Annotated in this window: 13 protein-coding genes; all 13 read left to right on the top strand. The window is 38.1% G+C overall.

Annotated elements, in window-relative coordinates:
• The first annotated feature begins 152 nt into the window (after positions 1–152).
• The 13 genes from FEZ08_RS05910 to argS all read left to right on the top strand — a co-directional run bounded on the left by FEZ08_RS05910 (position 153) and on the right by argS (position 20,864).
• Entirely contained in the window at positions 153–4,463 is a 4,311-nt protein-coding gene (locus FEZ08_RS05910) for an acyl-CoA dehydratase activase (protein WP_138190789.1), read from the top strand.
• Between the two features lie 118 nt (positions 4,464–4,581).
• On the top strand, positions 4,582–5,442 hold the full coding sequence (locus FEZ08_RS05915; RefSeq protein WP_138190790.1) for a polysaccharide deacetylase family protein: 861 nt from the start codon (positions 4,582–4,584) through the stop codon (positions 5,440–5,442).
• Between the two features lie 102 nt (positions 5,443–5,544).
• On the top strand, positions 5,545–6,471 hold the full coding sequence (locus FEZ08_RS05920; protein ID WP_138190791.1) for a Gfo/Idh/MocA family protein: 927 nt from the start codon (positions 5,545–5,547) through the stop codon (positions 6,469–6,471).
• A 32-nt stretch (positions 6,472–6,503) separates the two neighbouring features.
• Positions 6,504–7,520 (top strand): A/G-specific adenine glycosylase, encoded by a 1,017-nt coding sequence (gene mutY / locus FEZ08_RS05925; protein ID WP_138190792.1) that lies wholly within the window; start codon positions 6,504–6,506, stop codon positions 7,518–7,520.
• Positions 7,521–7,728: 208 nt separating this feature from the next.
• Positions 7,729–8,841, top strand: coding sequence for a glucose-1-phosphate adenylyltransferase (locus tag FEZ08_RS05930; RefSeq protein ID WP_138190793.1), 1,113 nt, complete (start codon positions 7,729–7,731; stop codon positions 8,839–8,841).
• A gap of 11 nt (positions 8,842–8,852) precedes the next feature.
• Positions 8,853–9,968, top strand: a complete 1,116-nt coding sequence (glgD, locus tag FEZ08_RS05935) for a glucose-1-phosphate adenylyltransferase subunit GlgD (protein ID WP_138190794.1) — start codon at positions 8,853–8,855, stop codon at positions 9,966–9,968.
• A 12-nt stretch (positions 9,969–9,980) separates the two neighbouring features.
• The gene (gene glgA, locus FEZ08_RS05940; protein ID WP_138190795.1) at positions 9,981–11,414 is read left to right on the top strand and encodes a glycogen synthase GlgA; all 1,434 of its coding nucleotides are present in this window, start codon (positions 9,981–9,983) and stop codon (positions 11,412–11,414) included.
• 21 nt (positions 11,415–11,435) lie between these two features.
• Positions 11,436–13,166: a phospho-sugar mutase gene (locus FEZ08_RS05945; protein ID WP_138190796.1), complete on the top strand. Its 1,731-nt coding sequence runs from the start codon at positions 11,436–11,438 to the stop codon at positions 13,164–13,166.
• Between the two features lie 100 nt (positions 13,167–13,266).
• Positions 13,267–15,117 carry a 1,4-alpha-glucan branching protein GlgB gene (glgB, locus tag FEZ08_RS05950; RefSeq protein WP_138190797.1) on the top strand — a complete coding sequence of 617 codons (1,851 nt, stop codon included), beginning with the start codon at positions 13,267–13,269 and terminating at the stop codon, positions 15,115–15,117.
• A 69-nt stretch (positions 15,118–15,186) separates the two neighbouring features.
• Positions 15,187–17,622: a glycogen/starch/alpha-glucan phosphorylase gene (locus FEZ08_RS05955; protein WP_138190798.1), complete on the top strand. Its 2,436-nt coding sequence runs from the start codon at positions 15,187–15,189 to the stop codon at positions 17,620–17,622.
• Between the two features lie 113 nt (positions 17,623–17,735).
• A complete protein-coding gene (locus FEZ08_RS05960; protein ID WP_138190799.1) occupies positions 17,736–18,368 on the top strand; it encodes a DUF4004 family protein in 633 nt (210 codons plus the stop codon).
• A 14-nt stretch (positions 18,369–18,382) separates the two neighbouring features.
• On the top strand, positions 18,383–19,099 hold the full coding sequence (locus FEZ08_RS05965; RefSeq protein ID WP_171014960.1) for a hypothetical protein: 717 nt from the start codon (positions 18,383–18,385) through the stop codon (positions 19,097–19,099).
• A gap of 109 nt (positions 19,100–19,208) precedes the next feature.
• Positions 19,209–20,864, top strand: coding sequence for an arginine--tRNA ligase (gene argS / locus FEZ08_RS05970; RefSeq protein ID WP_242003473.1), 1,656 nt, complete (start codon positions 19,209–19,211; stop codon positions 20,862–20,864).
• Positions 20,865–20,907: the final 43 nt, after the last annotated feature.

A 20,907-nucleotide genomic window follows, 5' to 3' on the forward strand; every position in this document is an offset into this window, starting at 1 on the left:
ATGTTCTCTAAAATAATTATATTGTGAAAACCAAGCTGTATTGTGAAATAATGAGCTTCAATTGTCTTTAAAAGTGCTTTTATTAATAATTCATTGTGCTATAATAATAGTGTACGTTTTCACTGGGAAGGTACAAAAAACGGAGGATTAAAATGAGTAAAAAAACACAATATAAGTTAGGAATTGATATCGGATCAACGACTGCTAAAGCAGTTTTGACAGATGAATATAATAATATCGTTTATTCAAAATATGTCCGACACAATGCTAAAATTAACGAAACCTTAATAACTATATTAAAAGAAATAAAATCTCAAGTTGAAGGCCAATCAATTAGTATGGCCATAACCGGAACGGCGGGAATGGGTGTTGCTGAGAAAATTGGTCTTTTCTTTGTGCAGGAAGTTGTTGCTTCAGCTGAAGTAGTAAAAGCACTGTACCCAGAAGTAAAAACCTTAATTGATCTTGGTGGAGAGGATGCAAAGATTATTTTCTTTAATGATCTGTTGCGACCGGATATCAGGATGAACGGAAACTGTGCCGGTGGAACCGGCGCTTTCATCGACCAGATGGCGAGTCTATTGAATATTGAACCCGGTGAATTAAACGAACTCGCTAAGAAAAGTCAAACTTACTATTCAATTGCTTCGCGTTGTGGTGTGTTTGCTAAAACTGATGTGCAAACTTTGCTTTCACGGGATACGCCAAGAGAAGATATTGCTGCTTCAATTTTCCAGGCGGTTGCCTTGCAAACAATTAATAGTTTAGCCCGCGGAACCGATATTAATCCAAAGATTATGTTTGTTGGTGGTCCACTAACATTCTTGCCAATGTTGCGTCAAGCATTTATTGAGCAAATGAAGGTTAGTGATGAAGATATCTTAATGCCTGAAAGTCCGGAATTATTCCCGGCTTTAGGTACGGCAATTGTTAATGATGAAGGTCGTACGATTGCAACAATCGATGAAGTGCTTGAGCGTCTTGAAAATACTGATGGTCATGTAGCTTTATGGGAAGGTATGGATCCGCTATTTAATGATGATGCTGAATATCAAGAGTGGAAAGCTGAGAAAGCTAAAGCTCATGTTGAGGTATTACCAATTAAAAATGCAGATAATGCACCGACCTTTTTAGGGATTGACTCTGGATCAACAACAACCAAAATCGTATTAATTAATGAAAATGGCGATTTAGTTTTCAATTATTACACGAATAATAATGGGAACCCGGTTCAGGCTGTTTTAAATGGTTTAGAAGAGTTAAATGCCCAGGCAACAGCTGAAGGGGTAACACTTAATATTGCCCGCGGTGCTGTAACTGGTTATGGTGAAGATCTTATCAAAACCGCATTTAAGTTAGACGATGGTTTAGTAGAAACTATTGCTCATTATCGCGCAGCAAAACGCTTTAATCCTGAAGTAAGTTTTATTTTAGATATCGGTGGTCAGGATATGAAGGCGATTTTCATAAAAGATGGTGTTATTACCAACTTGGAAATCAACGAAGCATGTTCTTCAGGTGCAGGTTCTTTTATTGAAACTTTTGCGAAATCTTTGGGACACAATGTCCAAGACTTTGCTAATTATGGTGTGCAATCGAGAAGACCTTGTGATTTAGGAACACGTTGTACCGTTTTTATGAACTCTAAAGTAAAACAATCGTTCCGTGAAGGGGCACAAATTGAAGATATTTCAGCTGGACTTGCGTATTCAGTTATGCGTAACTGTTTCTTCAAACTTTTAAAAGTTTCTGATCCAAAAACACTTGGTGAAAACATTGTTGTTCAAGGTGGAACCTTTAAAAATGATGCTGTTTTACGGGCGATGGAAGTTTTGGTTGGCGGCAGTGTCGTGCGACCAAATATTGCTGAATTAATGGGTGCTTATGGTAGTGCCTTAATCGCTCAAGAAATGTACAACCGCAATCAAGCATATCAAACAACGTTTGTAGGTCTTACGGACATGCAAACGGCTACTCAATATACACGTCGTTCATTAACATGTAATGCATGCGATAACTTATGTAGTGTTCAACAATTAAAGTTTGACGGCAATGAAGTATTCTATACCGGTAATAAGTGTGAGAAAGTATTCTCTAATCAGGGCACCGCTAAAGTGAAAGGTGATAATTTACCTGACTACAAATATCATTTATTATTTGACCGTGAATCGAATTTGGAAAACCCGAAATTATCGATTGGTATTCCAAGAACCCTGAATATGTATGAAAGTTATCCATATTGGCATACCTTATTTACTGAGTGTGGTATCAATGTTGTTTTATCTGATACTTCAACAATGGCATTAGCTCAAAAGGGTGCTGGAACAGTTATGTCGGAAAATATTTGTTTCCCGGCTAAGATTGCTCACGGCCATATTGCTAACTTGGCAACTAAAGAGGTTGACCGTATTTTCTATCCAATGGTTCGTTATGAATCAACTGAGTATGAAGATGCCTTGAACTCATATAACTGCCCAGTAGTTACCGGATATCCGGATGTTATCAAAAGTGCAATGAATCCGAAAAAACGTTATGGCATTCCATTTGATAATCCAGTTATGACTTTCTCATCAAATGATTTACTTTCTAAATCATCATGGGAATATGTTAAAAAGCTTGGAATTGATGAGGCAGTATTTAATCGTGCGTTTGATAAAGCAATTCAAGCTCAAAATGATTTTAAACAAGAATTAAATCGTAAAGCCGAAGAAATTATCAAAAAAGCGGATGCTGAGGGCCGAATGATTATTATGATTGTCGGTCGTCCATATCATGTCGATCCGCTGATTAATCATAAAATACCTGATATGATTGCTGCTCTTGGTGTTTCTGTAATTACTGAGGACTCAATTGATATTAAATCAAACGATAATCTTGATGAAGTTGATGTACTTACACAATGGTCATATCCAAACCGTATTTATAACTCAGCATTATGGGCTGCTAAACGTAAAAACGTTGAAATGGTTCAGCTGAATTCATTCGGTTGCGGACCGGATGCAATTACTATTGATGAAGTTCGTTCAATTGCCAACGATTACGGAAAAATCCATACTTTAGTGCGTATTGATGAGATTTCTAGTCCGGGTGCAATTAAATTGCGTCTGCGTTCATTAATTGAATCAGTTGAAATGCGCGGTGATGATTTCGTTCCAGAACTTCGCGAACGACAAAAAAATAAAGTATTTGAGAAAGCTGACCGTCATCGTAAGATTTTGGCACCAACATTCTCACCATTTTATACCGATGCAATTATTGCCGGGGTTGCCAGTGCCGGATTTGATATTGAAATCTTGCCAATGCCGGACCGAGCTTCAGTTGATGTTGGATTAAAATATACTAATAATGATATTTGTTATCCAGCAGTTATTGTTATTGGTGACTTAATCAAGGCATTGCAAAGCGGTAAATATGATACTCGTGACGTAGCTGTGGCAATCACCCAAACAGGTGGACAATGCCGGGCATCAAGTTATGTATCATTATTAAAACGTGGTTTAATCAATGCCGGTTATGCTGATGTACCGGTTGTAGCTATTTCTACTGGTTCAACCAGTGGTGCAAAAGGCTTGAATGAGCAACCGGGATTAAAATACAGCAGTACTAACATGATGATTGCCGGACTTTTAGGAATATTGTTTAGTGACTCAATGTCAAAATTATATCACTATACAGCAGTTCGTGAGCTAAACAAAGGTGATGCGATGCGAACTGTACAGAAGTATGTTAAGGAAAGTGCGAAGTACTTAACTATTTCTAAACAGGGCAAGCTTTTCAAATTGCTTGAAGAAGCGGTTGAAGAGTTTAAAGCAATTCCGATTGATACCAGCAAAGATTATCCGCGGGTAGGTATTGTCGGTGAGATTTACGCAAAATATAACCCATTTGGAAATGGATTTGTTGTTGACTGGTTGATGGATCAGGGTATTGAAGTTGATGTGCCACCAATCCTTGACTTCTTCTTAAAGCGTTTCATCAATGATGAGTTTAATGCTGGTAACAATGTTCAAGACAAAGGGAAATTGTATCTAGCCGGGATGAAAGCAATTGAGAAAGTCGTTGAGAAATATATTGATCGTACTAATAATATTTTAAAAGGGTTCCATGTTTACCGACCATTCCATTATATTCGCCATGCTAGTGATAAAGCCGAGCGTGTATTATCGCTCATCAATCAATTTGGTGAAAGTTGGTTACTGCCGGCAGAAATCGCTTTGTTTGCTGATGAGGGGGTAAATGATATTGTTTGTATCCAACCATTTGGATGTATTGCTAACCATGTCATTGCCAAAGGAGCCGAAAAACGAATTAAAGACTTGTATCCTGATGTAAATATTCTTTATATCGACATGGACCCAGGTATCAGTGAAGTAAACATTGCCAACCGTTTACGTTTCCTGGTAAATGGTGCTCATGAAACCTTAGCTCGCCAGCAAGAAGCTGAAGCGGCACAAGTTTTATAAGAATTTGAATGTCTGATTGACGCAATGGTCAATCAGACATTTTCTTTTAGCTAACAAAAATGTTATCTGCATCACAATATTTAAAGTGGTAAAATAATATTGAGAAAGGCTGATAGTAATGAAAGATAAAAAGCATAAGCGAAAGCTAAATAAAAAAAGAGCAATCGTAGCGACTAGTGCAATGGTCACATCACTAATTCTGATTGTTGCGCTTACAATTGCTGGGTTTCAAGTGATGAATAGTCAAAATAATCCAGTAGTGCTATGTAATAGGGAACAGCACCATAATGAAGTAATTGAAAATAACCCTTGCTTAAGCAAAGATGAAATAACGGCTCTTAATCAAAGTGGCAAAACTGATAAAAGAATTGCTTTTCTCACGTTTGATGACGGACCGTCATCAAAAACCTCAGAGCTATTAGCAATTTTAGATAAATATAATGTTAATGGAAATTTCTTTCTTATCGGCAATAATATTGATGGTAATGAGGAGGTTGTAAAAGCAATTGCAGCTCAGGGAAGTAAAGTCTTCGTCCATTCAACGACACATAACTATACAGACATCTATGCCAATGTAGATGCGTTCCGAAATGATATTACTGCAACTGTCACCAAAATTAAACAGCTGGGTATTTCATCACCATATATGTATCGTTTTCCCGGTGGTTCAAATACTAGTTATATTGATAGCAAACAATTCACTGCATTTCAGCAAATCGTTCATGAAATTGGTATGGAGTATGTAGATTGGAATGTTGATTCCGGCGATGCCAGCGGCACCAGCCCGGATGCGAAAACAATTGTTGCGAATGTGATGGCACAGATTCAGAATAAAAACTATGTTAATATTCTTATGCACGATGCTGCCGATAAGGCGGCAACGCGGGCAGCGTTGCCGGAAATTATTGAGGCATTGCGGGCTAACGGTTTTATCATTTGTAAGTTGCCACGTGGTATTGCGATTCCTCAGTTTAATTGATAAAGCGATAATGAAGGTCATCACTGATGACCTTCATTATATAATTCTTCTGATGTTCAAAAGCCGGATAATTTAGTATAATAGGATAAATGAGGTGTGACTATGGAAAAGTTAAAAATTGGTATGGTTGGGCTGGGTTATATTGCGCAGTCAACATATTTGCCGTTGCTGGCTAATCATGCAAATGTTGAATTTGTTGGGGCGTTTTCGCCGAATGCTGATGAGGCTAAGAAGCTTTGTGCCCAGTATCGGATTGATTACTATACAGATTTAACGTCACTTATTGATATGGTTGATGCATTGTTTGTTCATAGCGCAACTAGCAGTCATTATGAGGTAGTTAAGGCTGCGTTGCTAAAGGGTAAAGCAGTGTATGTTGACAAGCCTTTAGCGGCTGAACTTGAGCAAGCAACTGAATTAGTTGAGTTGGCAGATAAGCAAAAAACGCCATTAATGGTTGGTTTTAATCGTCGTTTTGCACCAGCATACATTGATTTAAAAATGCGATTAGATAAACCAGCTTTCATTCATGTTGAGAAGCACCGAATTGATGAGGTTGGACATGATTTAGCGTTTACCTTGCTTGATGATTATATTCATATTATTGATACTCTTTATTGGTTGGCAGATGGTCAATTTGATAATGCAACCCAGTATTTGCAAGTAAATGCAGCCGGTGAATTAATTTTTGGTCAGAGTCGTTATCAAAATAATGATGGCGTTTATTTGGCTAGTATGCATCGTGCTTCGGGAACCAGTTTGGAGAAAATTAGCGTTATCCAAAAAAATACATGTATGGAAGTGGTTGATATGCTGCAATTGCAGACTGTTGATCATGACACGCGGATTATGGCACCGGTAAATCTTCGCATTACTGCGCCGGCAAGACGTGGCTTTGATAATGCGGTTAATCATTTTATTGAGTCAGTGCTTGGTGCAACGACACCGATTATCAGTGGTTATGATGCGATAGCAGCTCAAACCATTATTGAAAATATTATTGCTGACTATCGGAAGCAACAAAAATAACAAATACAACTTGAAGTGGTGAAAAGATAATAATGAATCAAACATTTGAAAATAAAGTAATCAGTTGGTATCATGCCAATAAACGTGATTTACCATGGCGACATACAACTAATCCATACTATATTTGGGTTTCAGAGATTATGCTGCAGCAAACTCAGGCTGAGCGCGTGAAAGCATATTATAAGAGGTTTATTGAGTTGTTTCCAACAATTGCTGATTTGGCAACTGCTGAAGAAGCAGTTTTGCTGAAAGCTTGGGAGGGACTAGGTTATTATAGCCGGGTTCGTAATTTGCAAAAGGCAGCAATACAGATTGTTGAACTGCATGGCGGGGTTTTTCCGGATAAATTTGAAGATGTGCTGGCACTGACTGGTATTGGTTCGTATACTGCAGGTGCAATTTGTTCAATTGCTTTTGGTATTCCTAAACCGGCAGTTGATGGTAATGTCTTGCGGGTTATGACCCGTGTACTTGCTGATGAGCGTGATATCAATCAGTTATCGACGAAGCGAGCAATCGAAGAGGAGGTAGCGGAGCATTTAAGCGCCAAGGATCCATCGGGATTCAATCAAGGACTTATTGAGTTGGGGGCAACTATTTGTACGCCTAGAAATCCAAAATGCGAAATATGTCCGATTGCCGGAGAGTGTCTTGCAAAACAGCTTGATACTCAAAGTCATTATCCGGTGAAAATTAAGAAAGTGAAACGTCAAGAATTATACTTTGATACGGTTATTATTCAAGATAGTGTCAATAACTATTTATTGAGTGATATTCATGAAGATACTCTGCTTCAAAATATGTGGCGCTTCCCCCAGACCGAGAGTCTAGATGATGTTGAAGCTTTAGAACGCTGGATTTTCGAATGCTATCAGATAAAAGTAAGTTTGCAACATGTCGGTAATGCCAAACATGTTTTTAGTCACCGTACTTGGCATATGCAAGTATACTATGGTCGAATTGAACAGGCCGGCAATAAAAATTTCTATAGTTTAGATGAAGTGCCAATGGCAAATGCGCATCGTAATTTACTGACGTTATTTGAATAAAATCCTGGAATCATGACCGCTCCCGATGAAAGCGGTCATGATTCTTTTTTTCTCTCAGAAAAGTTTATTACTGTATTGATTGACAGTAAAGTTTCTAACAAGTAAAATTATCTGAAATATAGCTTGTTGTGGTATAGGTAAAAGTGCTATAATTAAGTTATAAGAAAGGGTTTTCATAAACCTGTTTTTAGGATATGGAGGTAATAGTATGATAAAAAAAGAAATTGTGGCAATGTTGCTTGCCGGTGGTCAAGGAAGCCGGTTGCATGCGTTGACAAAGAAAACCGCAAAGCCGGCGGTGCCTTTTGGCGGGCGTTACCGGATTATTGATTTTACTTTGAGTAATTGTGCCAATTCCGGGATTGATACAGTTGGGGTTTTGACCCAATACCGCCCGTTTGAGTTGAACTCACATATTGCTGATGGTTCAGCGTGGGATTTGAATCGTATTGGCGGCGGTGTTTACATCTTGCCTCCTTATATGAATCAGAAGGAAGGAACATGGTATCGAGGTACTGCTCATGCTATTTATCAGAATATTGATTTTGTTGATCGATATAATCCGGAGAATGTTATTATTTTATCCGGAGATCATATTTATAAAATGGATTATAGCAAGATGCTTGATGCTCATAATGAAAAGAACGCAACTTGCACAATTGCGGTTATTGAAGTGCCTTGGGAAGAGGCTAGTCGTTTTGGTATTATGAATACTGATCGCAACTATCGGATTGAAGAATTTGATGAGAAGCCGGAAAAGCCTAAAAGTAACTTAGCCTCTATGGGTGTTTATATATTTAATTGGCAGAAGTTACGCAGTTTAATGTTGGAATGTGCTGCCAATAAGGTTGAGTTTGATGATTTTGGTCAAAATATTATTCCTTTGATGCTTGAGCGTGGTGAAGCGATGTATGCTTATCCGTTTGGCGGTTATTGGAAAGATGTGGGGACTATCGAGAGTTATTGGGAAGCAAACCTTGAAATTATTGATCCTAATCATCCGCTTAAGTTACAAGACCGGAAGTGGGTTATTTATGGCGAGCCGCTTTTGTATCCACCACAATATATTTCTAAAACCGGACAGGTTGAAAATTCACTGGTTATGGATGGCTGTAAAGTTCATGGACTAATCAATAATTCGGTTTTATTTCCAGGTTCAGTTGTTGGTAAAGGAGCAGTAGTCAAGGATTCAATTTTGATGGCAAACTGTGTTATTGAACCAGGTGCCGTTATTGAAAAAGCAATTATTATGCCCGGGCTGACGGTTGAGAAAAAAGTGAAGGTTGGCGATGGAAAAACAATAAAGGTATTTGAAGGATAGGAGGAACAAAGATGTTAAAGAATGTATTAGGTGTTGTGTTAACAGCAAATGAAAACCCTGATTTATATAGTCTGACGGCTCATCGACCATTGGCAATGGTGCCAATCGGTGGTCGTTATCGGGTAACTGATTTTATATTATCGAATTTAGTCAATGCCGGAATCAGCAATGTTTCCTTCTTTGCCTATCAACCTTATCAATCGTTGCTAAACTTTTTTAGTAATTCTAGAAGCTGGGATTTAGATCGCAAAAATGGTGGTTTGAAAATGTATTTTCAAAATACTATGGAGCAGGGCTATACCGGCTCAGAGTTGATGCATATTTATCGGAATCTAGATCGATTAATTACACCTACTGTTGAATATGTTTTAGTGTCTCGGGTGGGCGTTATTTGTAATATTGATTTTGAAGAGATGGCTGACTTGCTTGAAGCAGACAGTAAGGCTGATGTTGTTTGTGCATATGCAAGACGACCAAGCAATTATCATTACTGTACTGACCAGGTTATTTTCAAGCGTACCGGGAAAAGAATCACCAGTACCGGCGTGAATACTGAACGTTCAAGAATTGTTAATCTTGATATGGGTATGTATTTAATGAGCGTTGATGTTTTTAAGCGATTGATTATTGAAGGTGTTGAGGACTTGGAATGTAACACATTCCAACAATTTTTCTATCGCAGTTTGAGAAATCTTAATGTTATTGGCTATGAATACAATGGTTTTGTTAGTCCAATAACCAATTTAAGTAATTATTTCAAAGCCAATATGGCAATTTTAGATCCAATTGCTTCTGAAGAGTTATTTTATGGTCCGAGAAAAATTTATACGGTTTCGCGTGATGAAGCGCCGACTTATTATAGTGAGCGTTCGCGAGTAGAAAATTCTTTCTTTGGTACTGGGTGTTCGATTGAAGGCCATATTAAAAATAGTGTAATTTCTCGGCGGGTGACTATTGAACCGGGTGCTATTGTTGAGAACTGTGTAATATTCAGTGATACAACGATTCGCAGTGGTGCCCGTTTGAAAAATGTTATTGTTGATACAAACTGTGAAATCAGTGAAAATAATGAGCTGGCAGGAAATCCAGAAACACCGCTTATTATTCCGAAAAGAACAAGAATTTAAGGAGGAGCGGCTATGCAAGTAGTTTTTGCAAGTAGTGAGTGTTTCCCGTTTATTAAGACTGGTGGACTTGGTGACGTCGTATATGCGTTGCCGCGGAGTTTATCTAAAGCAGGTGTGGATGTCAGGGTAGTGTTACCGAAATCATCGTTGATACCAGAACAATATTTAGAGCAGATGAATCTGGTGGCTGAAACTGTTGTGCGGGTTGGTTGGCGCGAACAATATTGTGGTATTTTTCAACTAGAGCTTGATGGGGTTATTTATTATTTTGTTGATAATGAGTATTATTTTAAGCGTAATGAAGGCTATTATGGATATTTTGATGATGGTGAACGCTTTGCATTCTTTTCATGGGCTGTTGCTGCTGTTATTGAGAAGTTGGCACTTGAGCCGGCGGTCATTCATTTGAATGACTGGCATACTGCGATGGTTGCGCCAATCATACGCCATGCGTATGGTTGGAACCGGGTGATGAATAATTGCAAAATTGTTTTTACGATTCATAATTTGCGATTTCAGGGTGTGTTTGGTGAGAGCGTGCTGGAAGACTTTTTTGAGTTTTATCCTTGGGATGCGGTTCATGCCCATTGTATTTGGAATGAAGATGCCAACTTTATGAAGGCAGCAATCATATATGCTGATAGCATCACTACAGTAAGTCCGAATTATGCCAGAGAGATCCAGACCCGAGCTTATGGTGAGGGGCTGGATGGAATTTTGCGCGAGTACAGTGGTAAACTTTCGGGAATCTTAAATGGAATTGATACCGAGTTGTATAATCCGTTTAAAGATACTGCGCTGGTTGCGCCTTTCAATGCTCACCGAGTTAATACTCAGAAACCAATTAATAAGGTGGCTTTGCAGGAACAATTTGGTTTACCGGTTAATCCGGATATTCCGCTTATAGGTATTGTTTCAAGACTGGATCATCAAAAAGGATTTGATTTGGTTGGGGAAAGCTTGCATGGTATTTTGGATTTAGGTGTGCAATTGGTTCTTTTGGGAACTGGCGATCCGCATATTGAGCATGTTTTTAAACATTATGCTCATGCTCATAAAGATCAGGTTGCTTGTTTTATTGGCTTTGATGATATGCTGGCAAGACAGATTTATGCCGGCAGTGATATGTTTTTGATGCCTTCACGTTTTGAGCCCTGTGGTATTGGGCAGATGTTAGCAATGCGTTATGGTTCTATTCCTATTGTTCGTGAAACTGGCGGACTTGCTGATACGGTTCCGGCTTATAATCCAACTGATGAAAGTGGTAAAGGCTTTACTTTCTTGTTGTTTGAAGGGTATGAATTAGTTGATGCAATTGCGAGAAGTACTGATATATACTATAATAACAAGGTAGCATGGAAAAAAATTATTGGCCGGGCAATGCGTGATGATTACAGTTGGGCAACCTCGGCAAAGAACTACATTGAATTATATACAGAAAAGTGAGCTTATTGGAGGAATTAATACATGAGTAAGACATGGCAAGAACTATTTGAACATTGGAACAACGATGCTAATCTGGAAGCAGATTTAAAAGCGGAATTACTGACAATGGATGATGCCCAAAAAGAAGATGCTTTTTATACTAATTTGGAATTCGGTACCGCAGGTATGCGCGGAGTTATGGGTGCTGGTACGAATCGAATGAATATTTATACAATTCGCAAAGCTAATGATGGTTTTGCCCGTTATATTGCTGCCCACGGTGAAGAGGCAAAAAAACGTGGTATTGTTATTGCTTATGATTGCCGCCACCATTCAAAAGAATTTGCTCTTGAGTCAGCAAAAGTTATGGCTTCATATGGGGTGAAAGCATATGTATTTGAAGAATTGCGGCCAACTCCGGAATTATCATTTGCAGTGCGTCATTTGCATGCGTTCGCTGGAATTGTTATTACGGCCAGCCATAATCCTAAACAATACAATGGCTATAAAATTTATGACCAAACCGGTTGTCAGTGTATTCCAGAAGAAGCAGCAAAGGTGGTTGCTTTAGTGAATGAAGTTGAAGATGAGTTGACCTTAGAGGTTGATGAATTAGCAGTATACCAAGAACAAGGACTTATTGAATTTATTGGTGAAAATATTGATGCACCATACAATGAAGCGGTTGTTAATATTAAAATCAATGATGTACCTAAAGATGAAGTTGTAGTAGTCTTTTCACCGCAACATGGTACTGCGCATAAGCCGGTAATGCGGGCTTTGGAAACTTTAGGATATGCCCATATCCATGAAGTTGCCGAGCAGGCAGAACCAAATGGTGATTTTCCAACGGTAAAATTGCCAAATCCGGAAGACAAGGAAGCTTTTACTTTAGCTATTGAACTTGGTAAAAAAGTAAATGCTGATGTTTTATTAGCAACAGACCCAGATGCTGACCGACTTGGCCTGGCAGTTCGCAACAATGAAGGTGAATATGAGTTGTTGAATGGGAATGTTACTGGTGCTTTAACGTTTTATTATATTGTTTCACAACGAAAAGCACATGGAACATTGCCAGTAAATCCGGTGATGTTTACTACTGTTGTTTCTAGTGACTTTGCTAAAGTTATTGCTGATAAATATGATGTTAGCACAGAACATACTTTGACTGGATTTAAATTTATCGGCGATCGTATTGCTCATTATGAACAAACCAGAACAAAAAACTTTGTCTTTGGTTTTGAAGAGAGTTATGGTTCATTGATAGATGCAACTATTGCTCGTGATAAAGATGCGCCCCAAGCTGTTGTTATGGCAGTTGAGATGGCAGCGTTTTATAAAGCTCAAGGTAAGTCGTTGTTAGATGTACTTGAAGACCTCTATCAGGAGTTTGGTTATTTCCGCGAGGATTTAATTAATATTAGTTTAGCCGGAATTGCCGGAGCCCAAAAAATTAAATCAATTATGGAGTATGTTGCGAATAATCACTTTACGACTATTGCAGATATGAATGTTGTCCAGGTTGATGACTTCATCCAAAGTATAAGCTTTGCAGAGGGTAAACAAACGCCGATTACTTTGCCGAAAGCTGAAGTACTTAAGTTTTATCTGGAAGATGGTTCATGGTTCTGCTTGCGTCCAAGCGGTACTGAACCAAAAGCCAAAGTATATATCAGCGTGCGTTCGACAACCGAAGCTGAGGCGCAGGCGCTTATAAATGCAATTCGTAAAGACGTTATGGCAATTGTACAACCGATTATTGACCAAGATTAGCAGATTATATGCATTGCCGGAAAGAAGGCAGTGCTCAACAAAAGTCTTTATTTAAATGTATTTTAAGTAAGGACTTTTTTTCTAAAATGAGGTGTGGAAGATGATTCGCAGATTATATGATGAAGATGTATATTTATTTCGCAACGGCACCCACCGAACGCTTTTTGAATTGTTTGGTGCCCACGTCGGCGAGATTGATGGCGTTGCCGGAGTAATGTTCCGGGTATGGGCAAAAACTGCTCAGGCGGTTCAGGTAATCGGCAGTTTCAATAATTGGGACCGTGAACATGGTTTTATGGATAAAGTGCATGAGCATGGTATTTTTGAGCTGTTCATTCCGAATGCTAAGGAATATGACGAGTATAAATATTTGATTACTGCTGCAAACGGTGAGCTCCTCGAAAAAAGCGATCCGTTTGCCTTCTTTAGCCAAAATCGTCCGGAGACTAACTCAATAGTTTTTGATATTGATAATTTTCGGTGGCAGGATCATAGTTGGCAAAAGCAACGATTGCCAAAAAATTATCAGCAGCCTATGAATATTTATGAGGTACACGCTGGTTCGTGGCGATATAGTGATAATGGTGAGTTGAGCAGTTATACTGTTTTGGCAGAGACATTAATTCCATATGTTAAGGAATACTATTATAATTTCATCGAATTTATGCCGTTGATGGAGCATCCGCTTGATGAATCGTGGGGCTATCAGGTGAGCGGTTTTTATGCTGCTACCCATCGATACGGAACACCAAAACAACTAATGGCATTTATCAACGAAGCTCATCAGCAGGATGTTGGCGTTATTTTGGATTGGGTGCCGGTGCATTTTTGTAAGGACGCAACTTTTATGGTTAAGTTTGATGGCACACCGCTTTTTGAATATAAGGAACCACAAAACAGTGAAAATGAGTGGGGATCACTTAATTTTGATTTTAGTTCGCCAGAAGTGTGTTCGTTTTTAATTTCAAATGCATTGTTCTGGTTGCAATATTATCATGCCGATGGTTTACGTCTGGATGCTGTCGCTAACATTATTTATTGGCAGGGACGTAAGGACCGGGGAGAAAACCCATATGGAATTGCTTTCTTAAGAGCGCTTAATAAAGCAATTGCCGAAACAGTTCCGGCGGCGTTGATTACTGCTGAAGATTCAACTGATTATCAAGCTGTTACAAAATCGCTTGAAGAAGGTGGCTTAGGCTTCGATTATAAATGGAATATGGGTTGGATGAATGATACTTTTAATTATATGCAAACACCGAGCGACGAACGTTACGAGGTGAATGATAAGCTGACTTTCTCTTTTCATTATATGTATAATGAGCGTTATATTTTACCATACTCACATGATGAGGTCGTGCATGGTAAGTTTTCTGTGCTTAATAAGATGCCGGGAAGTTATGAAGCGAAGTTTCCTCAGGCAAGAGCCTTGTTTGGCTTGATGTATGCTCATCCAGGTAAAAAGTTACAGTTTATGGGCAACGAGTTTGCTCAGGTTATTGAATTTGATGAAAAACGTGAACTTGATTGGTTGTTGTTAAAGTACCCATTGCATGACTCTTTTCATGAATATATGAAAAAGTTGCATCACATTTATTTGCATGAGTCAGCTTTCTGGTTTCATGATTATAGTTTTGATGGCTTTCGTTGGATAACCAATGTTCCGGAGCAAAATGTTTTGGCTTTTGCTCGTTTTGGCAAAACTGCTAAAGATACGATTGTAATGATTTGCAATCTTTCGGATATTTATTTCAAGGAGTACACCATAGGTGTACCGCAAGCGAAATATTATCAAGAAATTTTGAATAGTGATGATTTTTGTTTTTCCGGAAGTGGCGTGGTCAACGAGGGAAAAATTAAGGTTTTAAAAGAGCCGATGCATGAGCAACAACAAAGTATAACGTTTACACTGCCGCCGTTTACTACTATTTATTTTAAGGCAGGGAAATAAGCAGTTGATTCTGCTTGCAAAAATGCGGCAATGAGCGCATAATAATATCAACTAAGGAGATGAATACCTATGGCAGAGATTTATAATTATAAACAGACTTTTGTTGATACATTACAACAGTTATACGGTAAGGAACTTGAATATACTACTAATCGTGAGCGGTATAATGCTTTGGCGCGGATTATTCGGATTTATGCCGGTGATAATTGGCGCGAGAGCAAGGAAGCCATTATCCAGTCTAATCAAAAGCAGGTATATTATTTTTCCATGGAGTTTTTAATGGGCCGACTGCTAACTAATAACCTGATGAATCTTGGTATTTATAATGATGTTGCGGACTCTTTAGCTGAACTAGGTATCGATATTAATGATTTAGAAAATGCCGAAGATGATGCTGGTCTTGGTAATGGTGGCTTAGGTCGTCTTGCTGCATGTTTTCTAGATTCAATTGCATCTCTGGGGTATCCCGGACAAGGTAACAGTATTCGATATCAGTATGGTTTCTTTAAACAAAATATTCGTGATGGCTATCAACAAGAAACAGTGGATCCATGGTTGCTTGATGGTAAATATGAATGGGAAATCAATCGTTATGATGAAGCAGTTGAGATTGGGTATGGCGGATATACTTCAATTACCCATAACGAGGAAGGCAACGCCCAAGTAGAGTATGTACCTGAAACTAAGATTCTTGCGGTTCCATATGATGTGCCAGTTATCGGACAAGGCACTAAAACAACTAATACCTTACGCCTTTGGAAGGCTGAACCATTTTATGATTATCCAATTGCTGGCGGTAGTTTTGAAGATTATGAACATGATACGCGTTCGATTACGAACTTTTTATACCCTGATGATTCAACTCATGAGGGGAGAAAACTGCGTTTAAAACAACAATATTTTTTCTCAAGTGCCGGAGTTCATTGGCTATTAGAAAGATTTTTGTATGAAAATACTAGCTTTGATACTTTGCCAGATAAGATTGTTATTCAAATCAATGATACTCATCCAACTTTAGTTATTCCGGAATTGATGCGTTTACTACTTGACGAGTACGGGTACACTTGGGAACGGGCATGGGATATTGTTTCAAATGCAGTCGCATATACTAACCATACAATTCTAGCTGAAGCATTAGAATCTTGGCCAGTCGAATATGTCAGCGAACTGTTTCCGCGAGTATATCAAATCATTGAAGAAATTGATCGCCGTTTCCGGACACTGCTTTTTAATACTTATGGTGATGACCGTGATAAAATTGAACGTCTGGCAATTATCAGTGGTGGCCAAGTGCGCATGGCTTATTTAGCAATTGTCGGCAGTTTTAGTGTGAATGGAGTAGCTGCATTGCATACTGAGATATTAAAAAACCAGGAGATGCGCGACTTTTACGATTTATTTCCGGAAAAATTCAACAACAAAACCAACGGCGTTACCCATCGCCGCTGGTTTGCCTATGCAAATCCCGAACTTGCCGCATTAGTTACCAGTAAAATAGGTGATGCATGGCTAAAACATCCTGAAGATGAATTTAAGAAACTGCTTAATTATAAAGATGATATTCAGTTCCGGAATGATTTTATGGCAATTAAAAAACAACATAAAGAGAAATTAGCAAAACATATTGAAGCTGTAACCGGTGTGGAAGTTGATGTTAACTCAATATTTGATATTCAAATCAAACGATTACATGCTTATAAGCGGCAGTTACTAAACGTACTGCATATTATTTACTTGTATAATCGCTTAAAAACGGATTCAACTTTTAAAATGCAACCGCGAACATTTATTTTTGGTGCTAAATCGGCACCATCATATGCATTTGCTAAACAAGTAATTAAACTAATTAATACAGTTGCAGAACGCGTTAATAATGATCCGGCAACCAACCATCTACTTAAAGTTGTCTTTCTCCCGAACTACAATGTTTCTCAAGCAGAATTATTGTTCCCGGCAGCTGATGTCAGCGAACAGATTTCTACTGCCGGAAAAGAGGCGAGTGGAACCGGCAATATGAAATTCATGATGAATGGTGCTTTGACAATCGGAACTCTTGATGGGGCAAATGTGGAAATTGATGAGTTAGTTGGCGATGATAATATTGTTATCTTTGGAATGACTGATGAAGAAGTTGATAAATTGCGTTCTTCAAACACCTATGTTTCATGGGATTATTATCATAATGATCCGCGTATCAAAGCAGTACTGGACTTAATTGCTCAACCAAAAATTCTGGCTAACAATGATAAATTAAGCGATACTGAATTTAATTTGATTCTCGATGATTTGTTGATGCATAATGACTCATATTTTGTTTTAAAAGATTTTGCCAGCTATATTGAAGCTCAAGAGCGAGTTGATCAACTCTATCAAGACCAAGAGACCTGGGCAAAAATATGTATTCATAATATTGCCATGAGCGGATTCTTCAGTAGTGATAGAACGATTGAAGACTATGTAAGAGATATTTGGCATATTGAACCGATTAAATTTAATCAGGATTAAGAGAAATTATAAAAACGGATGAATAAAAATCATCCGTTTTTTTACAAAGTTATTGACAATGAAACAATGTTTCGTTATCATATAAGTGTAACAATGTTACGTGGAGGTTTGCAATGAAGAAAACTGAAGAAGAAATTTCAAAAAAAGATTTGCTTCGTCTGACAAAAATTTCCTATGGACAACTATATCGGTGGAAGCGGCAAAAATTAATTCCTGATGTTTGGTTTGTTAAGAAATCAACCTTGAGCGGGCAAGAGACGTTCTTCCCCAAAGAAAAAATTCTTGAACGAATCAATGCAATATTAGAAATGAAAGAGACGCACTCATTTGATGAGATGAGCGATTTATTTTCGCCGGATGTTCAAAAACAAACATACCAGCTCGAAAATATTATTGCCGAGGCTACACTATCAATAAAACATGTCGGAGCATTTATGCAATATACCGAAAGAACATCTTGTTCTTTCTTCGAATTACTATGTATTTATATTTCCAGCAAAGACGAGTTTGCAAAATACTTTTCAGAAGAGAAAAACCTAGAAACTTTTTATCGCTCGGTTGTTAATTGGCAAAAACAGGTCAAGAATACTTTGTTAGAATTATATATGGGCGATGCTGATGGTCAAATTATCTATATATTGGCATCGGTTGATAATCAGATATTCTTTGATAACAATATGCAAATGATTGAGCGCATTTCACTTGATGAGTATGCTAAATCGCTGCAACTTTATTTAAAAGATTAGGAGAAATGAGTAATATGCAATCAAAAACGAATCAGTTTATCATTTCCGGTAAGGGTTTGATCCCCGAAGGAAACTTTGATTATGTAAAGGTGAATGGCAGCGGTAAGGCATTTAAACCGGTAACGATTAAATTACTTGAAATCAATGGTAATTTAACAGCAATGGCACCTATCATTGCAGAAGTTATCAATATTACCGGCACCGGGAAATTCCGCGAACTAACAAGTGAAAAGTTTTCGGTATATGGTGGAGCATCTATTGACGGACCAAGTTCTATTGAACACTTAAATATTCGTGGTAACTTTAAATCAACCGGAAATATTTCCAGTAATCGTATTGATGTTTATGGAAAATTACGCTGTACTGGCGAAATAGAAGCAGAGAACGTTATGACTGAGGGAGCAATTGTTGCTGAACTAGTAAATGCTGAAAATATCACTATGAACGTCTGGCACCGGAGCACTATTTCAATTATCCAGGCAACATCAATTCAAGTATTCAAAAATCCATTACACAAAGTGAGTGAGTTTTTCTCAACTCGTGATGGCTTCTGTCTGGTAGTCAATGAAATTGAAGCTGATCGGATTAGTTTAGTTGCTACCAAAGCCCAAATTGTCCGTGGTGAAGATGTGACAATCGGTGAGGGATGCAATATTGAGTTGGTAGAATATACCGGTACATTAACAGTTGCTCCGGGAGCAATTGTAAAAAGTCAGGTGAAAGTAATATAAAATTAAAAAAACTATAAGAATTCTTATAGTTTTTTTCTGCTTTCGGTTTAAATTTCAGGAGTTTGTGCTATAATAAATGATATATATAGCTATAAAAAGGAGTGAAACCATGGAACGGTTACAAAAGCAAGTAAAAAACGAAATAATTGCTGCGTTAACAAAAGCCGGACTAAGCGATGGGCTTGATGTTAATCAAGTTGTTATTGAATATCCAAAAGATGGGAGTCATGGTGATTTTTCTACCAATGTGGCGATGCAGTTAGCACGAAGTGCAAAACGCAACCCAAGGGATATTGCTCAAAGCATTATTGATAATTTCGAATTTACCTGTATTGATCGAGCTGAGATTGCAGGTCCAGGTTTCATTAATGTTTTTGTTAAAGAAAATATCTTAAACGTTCATGTAAATGATATTTTGGCACAAGGAACTAACTATGGAAATAGTGACTTTGGCAATAATAATTATATTAATGTTGAGTTTGTTTCAGCAAACCCAACCGGCGATTTACATTTAGGTCATGCCCGCGGTGCAGCCCTTGGTGATTCATTATCTAATATTTTAGAAGCAGCCGGACACCGGGTAACGCGTGAATATTATATTAATGATGCCGGGAATCAAATCAATAACTTGGTGTATTCATTACAAGCACGTTATTATCAGCAATTAGGTGATACTGATTATCCGATGCCAGAAGATGGTTATCATGGTGAGGACATCGTTAACATTGCTAAGATTTTAATTGAACGTCATAAAACTGAATTCGATAATGCTGATGAAGAAGGCAAGTTAGCATTATTCCGGTCGTACGGAATTAAATATGAACTTGAGAAGTTGAAAACCGACCTTTTGAATTATCGGGTTGAATTTGACCAATGGAGTTCAGAACAAAGTATGTATGATACCGGTAAATTGGAAGCATCATTGGCTGAACTTAAAAAACGTGGAGCGACATACGAAAAAGATGGTGCGCTTTGGCTGCGTTCAACTGACTTTGGTGATGATAAAGACCGGGTACTTTTAAAGAGTGATGGAACTTATACATATATGGTTCCGGATATTGCCTATCATATTGAAAAATTATCACGTGGTGATAAGTTAATTGATATCTTAGGTGCAGACCACCATGGATACATTGCCCGGATGCAAGCTGCGTTAGCAGCACTTGGATACTTTGATGTGCTTGAAGTTGAAATTATTCAAATGGTACGTTTGATGCAAGGTGGTGTCGAAGTGAAAATGAGTAAGCGGACTGGTAAAGCAGTTGCTTTACGTGATTTGGTTGAAGAAGTCGGACTTGACGCAGTACGTTACTTCTTCGCAATGAGAGCTGCAAACTCACCACTTGATTTCGATATGGATTTAGCAAAAGAGCATGCCAATACTAACCCAGTGTATTATGCCCACTATGCGCATGCAAGAACTTGTTCAGTATTGCGTAATGCTGCTGAAAAAGGATTTGCTGCAGATAAAATAACGACTAGCGATTCATATACTTATGAAGAAAAAGATCGCCGACTGGTGAATACATTATTGATGTTCCCGGAAGTGATTATTCAATCAGCAATAAAACGTGAACCGCATTTAATCACTAACTATATTAATACTTTAGCTTCAAACTTCCATAGCTTCTATAATGACCACAAAGTTATTAATGAAGAGGATATGGTGACAAGCTACCACCGGTTAGCATTAGTTGATTCGGTGAGAATTACGCTTGCAAATGCTTTGAAACTTGTAGGCGTTTCAGCACCTGAAAAAATGTAATAAAAAGCCCCGCATCTGAAATACGGGGCTTTTTTTGTGCTTA

The sequence above is a fragment of the Culicoidibacter larvae genome (assembly GCF_005771635.1).
GTDB classification, from domain to species: Bacteria; Bacillota_I; Bacilli_A; order Culicoidibacterales; family Culicoidibacteraceae; genus Culicoidibacter; species Culicoidibacter larvae.